The organism is Segeticoccus sp. (genome assembly GCF_035708005.1).
On record NZ_DASSTI010000034.1, the window covers coordinates 1 to 12,396 of the forward strand.

The 12,396-nt window shown below is 67.7% G+C and carries 14 protein-coding genes; 5 read left to right on the plus strand and 9 right to left on the minus strand.

Translation table 11 applies throughout. The features are described from left to right. The coding region (locus VFL99_RS03885) for a hypothetical protein (protein ID WP_325105018.1) at positions 1-214 on the plus strand (214 nt) is incomplete at its 5' end. A gap of 84 nt (positions 215-298) precedes the next feature. On the opposite strand, the gene VFL99_RS03890 is transcribed toward VFL99_RS03885, so the two are convergent. Then, positions 299-955, minus strand: coding sequence for a flavin reductase family protein (locus VFL99_RS03890; RefSeq protein ID WP_325105019.1), 657 nt, complete (start codon positions 953-955; stop codon positions 299-301). Continuing rightward, positions 952-2,367 carry a purine-cytosine permease family protein gene (locus VFL99_RS03895; protein ID WP_325105020.1) on the minus strand — a complete coding sequence of 472 codons (1,416 nt, stop codon included), beginning with the start codon at positions 2,365-2,367 and terminating at the stop codon, positions 952-954. The genes VFL99_RS03890 and VFL99_RS03895 overlap by 4 nt, the downstream gene beginning before the upstream one ends. A 168-nt stretch (positions 2,368-2,535) precedes the next feature. Here VFL99_RS03895 and VFL99_RS03900 point away from each other — a divergent pair, with 168 nt between their 5' ends. Next, entirely contained in the window at positions 2,536-3,189 is a 654-nt protein-coding gene (locus tag VFL99_RS03900; RefSeq protein WP_325105021.1) for a GntR family transcriptional regulator, read from the plus strand. 228 nt (positions 3,190-3,417) lie between these two features. Here VFL99_RS03900 and VFL99_RS03905 read toward each other — a convergent pair whose 3' ends face one another. The 3 genes from VFL99_RS03905 to VFL99_RS03915 all read right to left on the minus strand — a co-directional run bounded on the left by VFL99_RS03905 (position 3,418) and on the right by VFL99_RS03915 (position 6,050). Then, positions 3,418-4,683 carry a tyrosine-type recombinase/integrase gene (locus VFL99_RS03905; protein WP_325105022.1) on the minus strand — a complete coding sequence of 422 codons (1,266 nt, stop codon included), beginning with the start codon at positions 4,681-4,683 and terminating at the stop codon, positions 3,418-3,420. Between the two features lie 581 nt (positions 4,684-5,264). Then, positions 5,265-5,594 carry a hypothetical protein gene (locus VFL99_RS03910; RefSeq protein ID WP_325105023.1) on the minus strand — a complete coding sequence of 110 codons (330 nt, stop codon included), beginning with the start codon at positions 5,592-5,594 and terminating at the stop codon, positions 5,265-5,267. A 24-nt stretch (positions 5,595-5,618) separates the two neighbouring features. After that, positions 5,619-6,050 carry an Hsp20/alpha crystallin family protein gene (locus tag VFL99_RS03915; protein WP_325105049.1) on the minus strand — a complete coding sequence of 144 codons (432 nt, stop codon included), beginning with the start codon at positions 6,048-6,050 and terminating at the stop codon, positions 5,619-5,621. A 509-nt stretch (positions 6,051-6,559) separates the two neighbouring features. Between VFL99_RS03915 and VFL99_RS03920 the strand changes: the two genes are divergently transcribed. Beyond that, complete coding sequence (locus VFL99_RS03920; protein ID WP_325105051.1) at positions 6,560-6,835, plus strand: hypothetical protein; 276 nt, start codon at positions 6,560-6,562, stop codon at positions 6,833-6,835. Positions 6,836-7,388: 553 nt separating this feature from the next. On the opposite strand, the gene VFL99_RS03925 is transcribed toward VFL99_RS03920, so the two are convergent. Continuing rightward, positions 7,389-7,817, minus strand: coding sequence for an endonuclease/exonuclease/phosphatase family protein (locus tag VFL99_RS03925; protein ID WP_325105050.1), 429 nt, complete (start codon positions 7,815-7,817; stop codon positions 7,389-7,391). Positions 7,818-7,963: 146 nt separating this feature from the next. Here VFL99_RS03925 and VFL99_RS03930 point away from each other — a divergent pair, with 146 nt between their 5' ends. Continuing rightward, a complete protein-coding gene (locus tag VFL99_RS03930; RefSeq protein ID WP_325105024.1) occupies positions 7,964-8,839 on the plus strand; it encodes an arylamine N-acetyltransferase family protein in 876 nt (291 codons plus the stop codon). Positions 8,840-9,008: 169 nt separating this feature from the next. Here the strand turns inward: VFL99_RS03930 and VFL99_RS03935 are convergent, their stop codons facing one another. The 3 genes from VFL99_RS03935 to VFL99_RS03945 all read right to left on the minus strand — a co-directional run bounded on the left by VFL99_RS03935 (position 9,009) and on the right by VFL99_RS03945 (position 11,669). Further along, positions 9,009-9,674 carry a maleylpyruvate isomerase family mycothiol-dependent enzyme gene (locus VFL99_RS03935; protein ID WP_325105025.1) on the minus strand — a complete coding sequence of 222 codons (666 nt, stop codon included), beginning with the start codon at positions 9,672-9,674 and terminating at the stop codon, positions 9,009-9,011. A gap of 182 nt (positions 9,675-9,856) precedes the next feature. Continuing rightward, positions 9,857-10,732 (minus strand): hypothetical protein, encoded by an 876-nt coding sequence (locus tag VFL99_RS03940; protein ID WP_325105026.1) that lies wholly within the window; start codon positions 10,730-10,732, stop codon positions 9,857-9,859. Positions 10,733-11,342: 610 nt separating this feature from the next. Further along, positions 11,343-11,669, minus strand: coding sequence for a DMT family transporter (locus VFL99_RS03945; RefSeq protein ID WP_325105027.1), 327 nt, complete (start codon positions 11,667-11,669; stop codon positions 11,343-11,345). Between the two features lie 96 nt (positions 11,670-11,765). On the opposite strand from VFL99_RS03945, the gene VFL99_RS03950 reads away from it, so the two are divergent. Beyond that, positions 11,766-12,320 carry a TetR/AcrR family transcriptional regulator gene (locus VFL99_RS03950; RefSeq protein WP_325105028.1) on the plus strand — a complete coding sequence of 185 codons (555 nt, stop codon included), beginning with the start codon at positions 11,766-11,768 and terminating at the stop codon, positions 12,318-12,320. The last annotated feature ends 76 nt before the right edge of the window (positions 12,321-12,396 follow it).

The window sequence follows — 12,396 nt, forward strand, 5'->3', positions numbered from 1 at the left end:
GGAGGACCCCAGCATCCGGGTCGCTGCCGTCGACAACAACTTCCACCAGTTCGAAGTCTTCCTCGAACCCCGGGTGGACGAGCGCATCGTCGACCGCCAGACCGCCAACGAGGAGCTGTTCCAGGCCTACTTCGACAAGCCGGAGTTCCGGGCCCTGACGCTCAAGTGGCTCGGACGGGCGCTCTACGACGGCATACGCGCCGAGAGCAGCTGAGCCGATACCGCAGGCAGGCCAACAGCATGGCGTTGCGAAGGTGGCCTGGTAGCCGCCGTCAAGGAACCGGATTCAGTGTCGGGTTCAGGCGGACTGCCCTTGCAGTCCCATCTCTGCGTCACGGGTTGAGCCAGGGACGCGCATTTCGAAGGTGTCGGTGACGACGGTGTAGTCGAAGTAGCCCATGCGGGCGATGGGACGGATCTTCGGGATGTCGAGTTTGCCGTCGGGGGTGACGACGGTGTCGTCGATGTGGATGCGCTCGACGCGGGCGAAGACGACGTCGATGGTTCCGACGTTGCTGTCGCCGATGAGGCGGTGGGTGGACATGTAGCGGCACTCGAAGTGGACCGGGCTTTCGGCGACCATGGGCCCGGGGGCCATGTCTGCGGCAGCGCGGGTGACACCTGCGCGGTCGAACTCGTTCTCCTGTGGTGGGAGGGCCATGGCGCTGATGTTGACGGCCTCGCGCAAGTTCCAGGTGGCCATGTTCCAGACGAACCAGCCGGTCTGCTCGGCGTTGAGGACGGTGTCCTTGCGTCGCCCGTCGGGGTACTGGTTGGCGGAGAACATGACCATCGGTGGGTCGAAGGTCAGGTTCTGCCACTGGCTGTAGGGAGCCAGGTTCTCGACGCCGTCCGCGCTGATGCTGGAGAGCCAGCCGATCGGGCGGGGAACCGTGCAGCTCTTGAAGGGGGAGTAGGGCAGCGGGTTCTGCTCGAGTCCTGGGCTGTACTTCACAGGGTCTCCTTGGCCAGTGGTGTGGTGGTGGGAGCCGACAGCTCCTCTTGGGGGTGCTGTCGCACCGAGCGGGACAGCAGGTAGTAGAGCCCGCCGGCCACGATGAGGCCGAGCAGCCAGGCGACTTCGGCGCCGCCCATCCAGTTGGCGACCGGGCCGACGTACAGGCTGCTGTTCATGAACGGGATCTGGATGATGACGCCGATGGCGTAGGCGACGATGGCGCCGGTGTTGAACCGACCGTAGGTGCCGTTCGGTTCGAACAGCTGGTTGATCTCGTAGCGTTCGCGTCGGACCCAGTAGTAGTCGACCAGGTTCACCGCGGACCACGGGGTCATGAAGTAGAGCAGGAAGAGCAGGAAGTTCTGGAAGGTCGCCAGGAAGTTGCTGCTGGCGGCCAGGGCGATGGCCAGCGCGGCCGCGGAGATCAGGCAGATGTAGACGGCGCGGTGGCGCGGGGTGATGCGGGACTGGCCGGTCAGGCTCGTGACGATCGTGGCCACGGACATGTAGCCGCCGTAGGAGCTGAGCGTGTTGCCAGTGAGCTTGCCGCACAGGACGGCGAGCAGCACGAGCACCCAGAACGGTCCGCCCAGGTCGGCCAGGTAGCCGACCTGGTTGTCGGCGAACGCCGCGCCGCCCATGGCGGCGGCGAAGCAACCGAGCACCATGGCCAGTGATCCGCCGGTCACGCTGCCGGCGAAGGTCCAACCGATCGTGGAGGACTTGCGGGTCTCGGCCGGTAGGTAGCGGGAGTAGTCGGCGATGTAGGGCCCGAAGGTCAGTTGCCAGGAGGCCGCCAGGGAGACTCCGAGCACGAACGGCGCCGCGGCGAACGCGGTGTCGGTGAACAGGGTGCCGGCGTGTGGGTCGGCGAGAATGCGCACCAGTAGGCCGACCACGATGACGCCGCTGAGGACGGCCGCCAGGTGGGAGAACCGGTGGATGTGGCGGTACCCGAAGATCGCCAGCACGGTCGACATCAGGGCGAACAGCACTGCACCGAGCTCTCGGGAGATGTGCAGAAGGCTGGCTAGGGCCTGGGCGCCGAGGACCAGACCGGTGGCGTAGAACCCGAGGAAGATCATGAGCGCCAGGACCAGTGGCAGCGTGGCGCCGAAGTAGCCGAACTGAGCTCGGCTCTGGATCATCTGCGGGACGCCGAGGCGGGGTCCTTGGGCCGAGTGCAGGGATGTGAAGAATCCCCCCAGCACATTGCTGATCACGATGGCGGGGACGGACCAGGCCGGGGTGTTGCCCAGCACCACGAACAACGCCCCGGTGACCACCGCGGTGATCGAGGTGTTGGCGGCGAACCACACGAACAGCAGACTCTTGGGCGACCCGTGCCGTTCGGTTTCGGGAATGTGGTCGATGGACCGTTGCTCGACGGTGGTTGCTGGTGGGGCCATGTGGCATCCCTCGCCTTCGCTGGAGGAGCGGAGTCCGGCCGTCGTCGACGACCAATGAGGGATATGCAACCAATATATCGGTCGCGTGACAAGGGCTACGATGAAATTCGTCAGACGCCGGCCGCCGGTGGCCGGCGGGGAACCGCGGAATGGATCGAGCAGGGGAGAGTGACGTTGCGTCAACTGGGCAAGGCCGACCAGGCATACGAGGCGATCGAGCGGATGATCGTCTTTGAGGACCTGGAGCCGGGGACGTTGGTCTCGGAGTCGTTCCTGATGGACAAGACGGGGCTGGGACGGACCCCCGTGCGGGAGGCCCTTCAGCGGCTGTCACGCAGCAGGATGGTGGAGATCCACCCCAACAAGGGCGTTCTCATCCCGCCCACCTCCGTCGAGGCTGAGCTGCGCATGCTCGAGCTCCGTCGTGTGCTCGAGGCTCTGGGCGTCCGACTGGCGTGCCGCAACGCGCACGAGGCCGACCGCCAGGAGATGGGGCACATGCTCAAGCGCCTCGCCGCTGACCGCTTCAGCCTCCGCGACTACGCCGACACGGTCAAGGGCACCCATGAACTGATCGTCAGGGGCGCGCATAACGAGTACCTCGCGGACGCCATCGCGCCGCTCCAGGGGCTGTCGCGGCGCTTCTGGTTCAACCACGTGGTCGACGAGGAGACTGAGATCAAGGCCGGCTCCAGCCTGCACACGGCCATCCTGCGCGCCATACTCGATCGAGACCCGGACGCCGCCGAAGCGGCCTCCCACGAACTCAACAACTACCTCGTCGACTTCTCCTACGCCACCCTTCGTCGCAGCACATCCTGAGCGCCGACGAAGATCGGCCTTGGTTGGGAGATCGAGTGGGGAGATGGGCTCATCCGCTGAGACTGCTGCCGGCCCACCCCACGGTCGGGCGGCTGGTTGGTACACGCTGGGTACACATGGCGGTGATGATCGGCGTCATCCCACGGCAGGTGCTGAGATGCCATCCTCGCAGGTCACGGCCATGCTTGGCGTCTGCGAGCACGTCGTGCACCGGCTCGATTCGCCCTCTCAAGGCGCTGCGGCCGTCTGCTCGGCCGCTTGCCCTGCCAACTCCTCTTGGGCGATCCGCGCGGTGGCATCCCCACGCAGGGCGTCCACCTGAGCCTGCAGCCGATCTGCTATCGCCCGGTCCCGCTCTGCGGTGGCTCCTTGGTAATAGAGCGCCATGTTGGGAGTGCTGTGTCCCAGCCGCGATTGCATCTCGCGCACGGTGGCCCCAGACTGCGCCCCTAGCGTGGCGGCGGTGCGGCGCAAATCGTGCCAATGGAGTCCAGGCTTGCCGATTGCCTCGCGGGCGGCGAAGAAGCCGTAGGCGCGCTTCTCGTAGGTTCGGCCGTCCCGGCGCTCGGTCCGGGCAGCGCGGCCGTACAGCGCCGAGGGGGCCAGCAGTTGGCCATCCCGTCCGGGGAAGACCAAGGCGTCCCGGTCGGCGCCGGGCAGGTGGGACAGGTGTCCACGCAGCGCCTCGACCACGAGCGCCGGCATCGCCACGGTCCGTTTGCCGGCGACGGTCTTGGGTGGCCCAGCTGACTTGGTGCCGCCGGCGCGAATTGCGGTACGGACCACCCGTAACTCGCAGCGGCCAAGATCCACATCCCGGCGGCGCAGGGCGGCGGCCTCACCGAAGCGGAGTCCACACAGCCCGCACAGCAGCGTCATGGCGCGGTGCTGTGCCGGCATCGCTTCAGCAAGGGCGAGCAACTCCGACAGCGTGAGCACCTCAGCCTCGCGTTTGACGGTGGAGCGACCACCGGATCGGATACGACAGGGCGATCGCGGGATGAACTCGTCGTCCTCGGCCTGGCGCATGATTGACCCTAAGACCTGGTAGGCGTGTGCCCGTGCGGTCGGCGTGCGCTGACCGTAGCTGCTGAACCAGGCGCGGACATCCTGCCGGGTGATCTCGTCCAAGAGCATGTCTGCGAACCAAGGGAGCAGGTGTCGGTTGAGGCTTGCGGCGTAGCTTGTCCTCGTCGTTGGGCGAAGGTCGTGTCGGCCGTCGAGCCACGACTGAGCGTACGCCGCGAAGGTCCGCTGGCGGCGGCGCTCGTCGTTCCTCTCGACCTCTTGGGCGCGCGCCTTCACCGCGGTCCATGCACCGGTCGAGATCAGCCGTCGTTCGCCAGCCAGCCAAGCTTCGGCGTCCTCGCGGGTGTTGAAGGTGTACGGGGCGTTGTGGAGAGCAGCGTCGGGTCCGGTGTACCGGGCCCGATGACGCCCGCTGGGAAGCTTGGTGATCTGCCCGAAGCCGCGCTTGCCCGTCGCCTTCGCCATGCTCCGTAGTGCCCCTCGTGTCGGATACGTGTCGGATCGTTGGCGGTCGATGTCCTTTTCCGTCCACTCGTGTCCGCATGGTGGTAGAGGCATTGCCGCAGGTCACAGCCTATATGTGTCGGATGGGAGTGCGTAAGCCGCGTGTCGGATCGCCAACCTGAACTTGTTTCGAGTCCCTTCACGTCCACCACGGCCAAACGGCTTGTGACTGCTGGCGGTCGTACGCGGCGGAAAGACGCATCAGTTGGTCAGGTCGTGGTCGAGGTCCACGCCCGGATCCACTGCCGTCATCACGCTGCCTTGTCAGGATCGCTTGCCACGGACCCCGGAACAGGGACTGAACACCGGTCAGGCGGTGTCCCGGGGTGAGTTGAGACACCGCCTGAGCCGATGTTGGTGGGGCGTGACTACCGCTGGTCCGGCGCGCCGGAACACACGAGATCGCCGTGCGGGCGTGACGCCACAGCTGGTGGCGCCTTGCAAGGGAGCAGAGTGGCGCGCGGAACCAGCGGCCGCCCGGTACTCGGTGACAAAGGAGCGCTGACCCGATCACCTCCTGTTCATTTCTCGGGTTGGATCGTTCATCGCGGGACTGCATACGGGGGTGAGCGTTGCCGGGACCACCCATCGACGCAGGGGCGGGCGGACCGGTCACCCGGGGACGAGACGCCCACGAGACCGGGCACCGGCGCACCCCATCGGTGGTCGCCGGCGCCGCGGCCGGCCGTGCGGACGGGGGGATGAGGCCATTGGGCGGTGATGATCGCGTCGAACTCAAGGTTCAGCAGTTCCTCGTCGTCACAGACCAACGCCCAGAACTCCTCCTCGAGGGCCAGTGCGGCGTTCTCGATGTCGGCGTCGGTGACGTGCTCGGCACTGGTCGTGGTCGTGGGCACCGTTGCGGGTCGCATCGTCGACACCACCTGCGGGATCGGTCAGGTGTTGATCGCCTGCCGGCCGGAGTCGCCGGTGGAGATCTCGATCTTGCGGGGCTTGGCCTGCTCGGCCACGGGGATCCGCAAGGTGAGCACGCCGGCGTCGTAGCCGGCCTCGATCCGGTCGGTGTCCAGGTTGTCGCCCAGCACCAGCTGCCGGCTGAACGTGCCGCGGGCTCGCTCGGCGGCGATCATGTCGCCGGTGTCCTGCCGGGCGGGGCGCTCGGCCTTGACGGTGACCACGTTGCGCTCGACGTCTAGGTCGATCGCGGCCGGGTCCATCCCGGGCAGGTCGAACTCGACGACGAAGGTGTCGCCCTCGCGCCAGGCGTCCATCGGCATCGCCGCGGGGTGGGCCAAGGTGCCGTTGCCGTTGAACATCTGCCGGGTGAGCCGGTCCAGCTCGCGGAACGGGTCGGTGCGCATCAGCATCTGTGCCATCGGTGATCCACTCCTTCCAACAGTCCTGCCAGTGCCACCACTTCTTCTATGGTGGCGGCTATAGATTTGATATAGCACGTGTGGAACACTGAGGCAAGAGCGCACCCAAACAAATCCCGTATGGAGGTGAGCAGCCGGTGATCCTGAAGGAGGTGTCGGTGGAGCGGCTGGCCTTCACCTGCGGCGGCTGCAGCCGGGCGTGGTCGGACGACGACGACGTGCAGCACGTCCAAGACACCGCCGCAGGTGACTGGGGGACCCGGCCAGGATCGGAGAAGACTGCGGCCCGCGCCGGCGCGCCGCTGCTGACCGGGGCCGGCACAGCCAGCTGCCGGACAGGTCGGCGGCCACCGAGATCCCGTACACGCCGCGGCCGGTCTCGACCGGGCTCACGGCTTTGCCTCGCAGCGGCTCGCCGATCATGCCGCCACCCCCACCGCCACCGGTGACGACGACAGCGATCAGGATGACGTCGACCACGACGGGAGGAACCCGCAGTCATGACTCCGATGAACAGCCCCAACCAGGATGACCAGCCCGCGGATGTCACCGCTGAGGTGCCCGAGGCAGACGCCGCCGAACAAGCCACGCCCGCCGTCCCCGACGCCGTCGACGCCGACGACCCCGGCTACACGAACGACGCAGGGCACACCGCCTCACCACCCGACCAGCCGCAAGAGGCCGACCCGGCCGACGCTTGGGAACAGACCCTTCCCGTGACCGGGGAAGACGACGATGACTACGACTACGACGGCACCGCAGACTCGGCCACCTGAGCACGCAACCGCCTGGCGCCGGCCGCCCTCGCCCTCCACGCCGCCCTTCTCATGGGCACCCTTCTTGCCCGGCTGGCAGTAGAACGCATCGAACCCGTGGAAGGACCTGAACATCACCCGGTGGGACTGGGTGTCGGACGCCCGGTGGACCGCCTTGCCCGAGTGCGACAGCCGGATCACCTCGGTGTTGGGGTCGGCCGCGGCGGCGGGAAGGGGGACGCCAGAGTTTGCCGCACCGTGCGCCGGTGCACCCGGTGCTCGCTGGCCAGCTTCCGGATCGACCAGCCATGCCGGCGGTGGTCACGCCGGATCGCCTCAAACAGCTCCACCCGCGACCTCGCTCCCATGCGCTGGCCCCCGTCGCTCGCCGAAACGGTCCCGACAACGGGCCACCCGCAACCGGGTGGGGCCAGGCCAGGCCGTCACACCGGCGTGTCGCCCCCACGGGTGGGGCCAAATCAGGCTGCCACACTCACGTAGTGGTCGCTCCGTGTCGTCGCTCCTTGGTCGGACACGCGCGGCAACTCCACACCAGCAGCGTCGGCCCACTGGCTCAGCAGCGGACGAAAACGTGATCGATGCGGTGGAAGGGCGAGTCGGGATCGGCCTGGAGCGGGTTCTGCGGGGTGTAGGTCTGTACCGACCCGCTGGGGTGGGTGGCCTCCCATGCGCTGCGGTAGCAGACGCTGACGTCGTTCATGACGTGTCGCCCGGTCCAGGACCGGATCCTGTGTGCGCCGGGGTCGGCGTCAAGGTCGCCGGCGACGATGACGTGGCCGGGCGCCTTGGCGACCAACTGCTCCAGCGTGCGCGCCGCGGCCATGGTCTGCAGGCGACGCTCGCGTTCGTGGTCGAGTTGATAGTCCGGGAAGGGGTTGGCCCCCAGTCGCCGCGTGTGCCCCGGGTGTTGATCGTGACGAAGCGCGTCACCACATCGTGTCGTCCGCTGCGCTGGGGCGCGACAGCACAGCAGGCACATCATCGGTCCCGGCTTGAAAGTCGCCCAACGGCAACAATTCGTGGAGGGCAGCAGGCACGACACGCCTTCGTCTTCGCGGTCCCTGTTCCGCGAGGCTCGGTGGGAGGAGGATGGCGGCGTCGGCGGGCGTGTCTGCCCTGGGAGGTGGGATGGTGTTCGGGTCTGCCGAGGGGTTGGAGCCTGTGGTTCGCGCGGCGTACTTGGCGCGCCTCGGGGTCGATGCGCTGCCTCCGTCGGCTGACGCTTTGCTGCGCGTGGTACAGCGTCACGCGGAGCGGGTGCCGTACGAGACGCTGTGGATCCCGGCCGGCGAGCGGTGGTCCACGGACCCGGTCGAGGCTGCTGAGCGCATCGCGCTGGCGGGTCGCGGGGGCTACTGCTATCACCTCAACGGCGCCCTCGGGCTCTTGCTGTCCTCGCTCGGCTACACGGTCCATGGACACGTCGGCGGGGTCCAAGCCGGCCACCACGACCCGAACGCCCGAGGCAACCACGTGGTCCTCACCGTGACCGGTCTGCCTACGGACACCAACCCGTCGGGAGACTGGTACGTCGACCAGGGGCTCGGAGACGCGCTGCACGAGCCACTGCCGCTCACGCCGGGCGTCTACCGTCAGGAGCCCTTTGAGCTGGTACTGGGGCGCGCAAGCGAACAGGAGTGGACCTTGACCCACGACCCGGCGGGTGGCTTTCGCAGCATGACCTGGACGACCGGACCGGCCCTGTGGTCAGACTTCGCTGCCCAGCACGCGTGGTTGTCCACCTCGCCGGAGTCCGGGTTCGTCCGGGTGCCCATGGCAGAGCGTCGCGACGCGACCGGTGTCGACGTCATCCGAGGGCTGGTCCTGTCCCGCGTCGGTGCCGGCGCTTTCACCGCAGAACCGATCACCCGGCGGTCCCTGTGGTTCGAGGTGTTGGCCGACGTCTTCGACCTTCGCTTCCAGGCGAGCCCGCTCGGTTACCGGGAGCAGCTCTGGCGGGCGGTGAACCAAAAGCACAGGGCATGGGCTGCATCCCAGGTCTGATCGCGCTCCTGCGGCTTGATGGACTGACAGGTGTCGTTGGCGAACAATCCAGCTTGACAACATTCAGCGGGTACAAGAGCTGCAACCGGGTTGGCCGGCTGTCAAACAACGCGGACTGGCTGCCTCAGTCCGCCCTCAGATCGAGATAGACGCACGCTGGAGGATTCGGCTACGAGGCGTGCTCATGACCGGAGCGGCTTTCCTGGCTGGGGCGGAGGACGGAGAAGTGCTGCGGTAGGTCACCACGGCCGGTGAGGGCGAGCAGTAGCGTGCGCCCATATCCGATGGTGGCGGCGGTGCTCGCGGCCAGCGCGGCGGCGTGGGCGATCAGGTCGTCGGGAACGCCGTCCTCGACGCCCGCCGCCGTGGCCATGTCCAGACAGTGCACCACCAGTTCGAAGGTCCGCGTCGGGAGCCAGCCACCCAGTCGCATGCCTCCGGCCGCAGTGGTCACCAGGGCGTCGACGTCGACAGGTTCGAGTTTCGCGACTGCTCGGTTGACCAGGTCTTGGACCGCCGATGCTGGCGCGTCGCCGAGCGCTTGTCCGGTGTTGCGAGCGTCGTAGGTGGACGCGGCAACGGCGGCGGCATAGGTGCCCGCATCGACAGACTGCGCCAGCGCGTAGTAGCCGCCCGGGGTCTTGATGTCCTCGTTCGGCGCCGGGTGGTCGACGGCCGATATCACCTCACGCACCCCGGCGGAGGTGGTGTGCCCCACAAGCTCACGCAAACTCCACTCGCCCAGCGACGGCGACTCCCATCGACCGGCCGGGAGGCGGTCAACCAGGTCGGCGAAAGCCCGAGCTGCGCGCATCCAGTCCTGCTTCACGCTCATGGCCGCACTCTGCCAGCAATCGCCGACGTCGTCCCGATCGGCGATCCGGCTACGGGAAGCGGTTGACCGATCAACCGCCGGCCCGCCGTCAAGATCGCCGGTCGTCGTTCGGCTATCGGTGTCGCATCTGCACGATCGGGGGCTCGGCGCGGTCAACGTCGCGGCCCTCGACGGGGGCACGATCACACAACCGATGACGGCCAGTCCTTGAGGGTCTGCTGGGTGAAGTCGGCCAGGGCGGACGGCAGACGCGCGTCCCAAGCGGTGGCTGCGGCAGCACTGGTGTTCGCCAGAACCAGCGTTGCGGCAACCACGGCCCGCCGAAGGTCGTTGGCGTCAAGGCCGGCGACGGTCGTCTCGATGCTTGGCGGCAGCAGGTCTGGGCTGTCGTCAAGGACTTGCGACAAGCCGTGCCATGGATATGCCGCCCCTCGGGAGGCGGCCCACAACATCCAGATGCGCTCACGGGCCTCGTGCACACGCTGATGCGCTTCCCACACCGACCCGCGCCGCAGGTACTTGTCCGCGTCCAACAGCGCCCGCCACCCCAGAAAGGCCCACTCTCGAATCTGTTCAGGCGACACCTCGCGTGCCGACCGTCCTGCCGTCGAATTCAGCGCCCCCTCAGACCAATAGACCGGCACGAAGTCTGGTGCAGCAGCCTCCCCGCGCCGCACTTCATCCTCCGCGATCACTGCGAGGTCCAGCTGAAGCCGATCGGTGAACTGCACAAACACCCGGCGGATCACGAAGTCGGCGCAGTCCGACCCGGTGCACAGGACGTCCACGACATCGCCCAGCGCAGGAAGTGCCTCAAGCAACCACGCCTCCACGTCCTGGACATCCGCTGCGCCAGCGCTCCCTCGCACCGTGCTCACACCAACGGCAGCATCGATGTCGGACAGCACATCGCCCGCGCCTCGCCCGATCGAGCACCCCGCCGAGAACGACGACACCGCGCGGTTGTCTGCGCACAGCTGCACCAGTGCGGCGACCACGTCGCGGTGACGACCCATCTCCGGTCCGAACGTGGACGACCACGCGCTATCAGTCGGCATCCCACTCCCTGTTCCTCCCAGCGGCACCATCCTCCCTCAAAGACAAGCACGGCAACCCCGCTCGGGTGGCCGGCCATGCCAGCCGCAGACCGATCGGCACCGCCAGGCCGGGGCCGCGTCGCTGCCATTGCCACCGTCGCGCTCACCTTCGCCGACCGCATGCCGGCCGCCGAGAACCTCTCACAAGAAGATGCCGCCTACACCGTCCGGACAATCCCGACGGAGACGACGCGGCGGTTCTGCCCGGTGGAGGTTTCGGGCCAGTCGTTTGGGGGTGCAACCAGAGCCGCACCGCGCCGGCCAGCGCGTCCGGCCCGGAGGATATGCGGGAGAGTCCACCTCCTCGCGCAGGTCGGCACTCCGGCGGTCGCGCACGGCAGGCGGGTAGAGCCGGGTCAAGATGGTGGCCGCACTCGTGCATGGGCCGCCGCGAAGTAGGGGAGAGCGGGGAGGACTTCGTGGGGGTGGTTCATGCCGGCGTGGTTCCGAGCGCGCACAATCCGGCGGTGGAGACGTGGGCCAGCTGCTGGAGCTCGGCACGGAGCAGGTCACGCCCGGGGCGGGTGATCTGCATGGTGCGGTGCGAGCCGAGGCGGTGCACCTCAGCGTGTCAGTGGGTACCGGTGAGGTTGAGGCCAACGACGCCGACGATGATGAGCGCCAAGCAGGCGATTTGGGCGGCGTTCAACGGCTGCTTGAGCCACAGTGCGCCGACCACGGCCACCAGGGCGGTCCCGGCCCCGGCCCAGATTGCATAGGTGACGGCAACCGGGATCTGCTTGACCACCACCGCTAGCAAGGCGATCGCCAGCGCGTAGCCGGCCAGGACCACTACGCTCCACCGCGCGTCGGTAAATCCGTCAGTGCGTGGCAACAGCGCGGTCGCGCCGACTTCGGTGCTGATGGCGACCGCAAGCAGCACGTATGCCACGAGCATGGCAGCAGGGCTCCTGGACCTTGGTTGCGGACGACGAGCGCCCTGTAGCATTCGCTACACATGACAAATGTAGCACTCGCTACAATGCGTTGCACCATGCCACGAAACGAGGAGTTGCTCCGGCGCGTCACGGACTACGTGCTCGAGCACGGGCTGATCGGGCTGAGCCTGCGCCCGCTGGCCTCGGCACTTGGCACCAGCGACCGGATGCTGCTCTACCACTTCGGTTCCAAGGATGCGCTCGTCGTCGCGGTCATTGAGGAGAGTACTCGGCGCTCCAGTGAGGTGATACGGGCGATGGCTCCAACGCGCACCGTCCGTGCCGGCGTCCTGTCTCTGTGGGCTGCCCACACCGGTGGCCAGTTGGACCGGTGCCAACGCGTGTACGACCAGGCCGCCGCTTCGGGACTGCTCGGCGCGGAGCCGTACCGATCCGCGGTCCGGGCGAGCAATCATGACTGGGACGGGGCGTTGGTTGAGTACCTTGTTGCGTGTGGTGCCAGCCTCGGTGGTGCGCGGCGGGCAACACCCCTGCTCGACGCCGGACTCATGGGCTTCCACCTCGACCGTGGCGTCGGGGAGGGAACACCGGCGATCAGTCGAGGGATCCGGGACTTGGCCGACGCGGTGCACCGGCTCGCCACCGCCTGAGCCGTCAGCGGCGCCACAGCTCGGACGACAGCGGGCCCATCTACTCCGCGTTGCAGTCGCGCGCTACCGCACTCGC

Coding starts and splice junctions, on each gene's coding strand:
- VFL99_RS03925 (WP_325105050.1), bottom strand. CDS start 7,817: ATGATGTGCCTGCTGTGCTGTCGCGCCCCAGCGCAGCGGACGACACGA.
- VFL99_RS03905 (WP_325105022.1), bottom strand. CDS start 4,683: ATGGCGAAGGCGACGGGCAAGCGCGGCTTCGGGCAGATCACCAAGCTT.
- VFL99_RS03940 (WP_325105026.1), bottom strand. CDS start 10,732: ATGCCGACTGATAGCGCGTGGTCGTCCACGTTCGGACCGGAGATGGGT.
- VFL99_RS03915 (WP_325105049.1), bottom strand. CDS start 6,050: ATGCTGATGCGCACCGACCCGTTCCGCGAGCTGGACCGGCTCACCCGG.
- VFL99_RS03945 (WP_325105027.1), bottom strand. CDS start 11,669: ATGCTCGTGGCATACGTGCTGCTTGCGGTCGCCATCAGCACCGAAGTC.
- VFL99_RS03935 (WP_325105025.1), bottom strand. CDS start 9,674: ATGAGCGTGAAGCAGGACTGGATGCGCGCAGCTCGGGCTTTCGCCGAC.
- VFL99_RS03920 (WP_325105051.1), top strand. CDS start 6,560: ATGACTCCGATGAACAGCCCCAACCAGGATGACCAGCCCGCGGATGTC.
- VFL99_RS03895 (WP_325105020.1), bottom strand. CDS start 2,367: ATGGCCCCACCAGCAACCACCGTCGAGCAACGGTCCATCGACCACATT.
- VFL99_RS03930 (WP_325105024.1), top strand. CDS start 7,964: ATGGTGTTCGGGTCTGCCGAGGGGTTGGAGCCTGTGGTTCGCGCGGCG.
- VFL99_RS03950 (WP_325105028.1), top strand. CDS start 11,766: ATGCCACGAAACGAGGAGTTGCTCCGGCGCGTCACGGACTACGTGCTC.
- VFL99_RS03910 (WP_325105023.1), bottom strand. CDS start 5,594: ATGCGACCCGCAACGGTGCCCACGACCACGACCAGTGCCGAGCACGTC.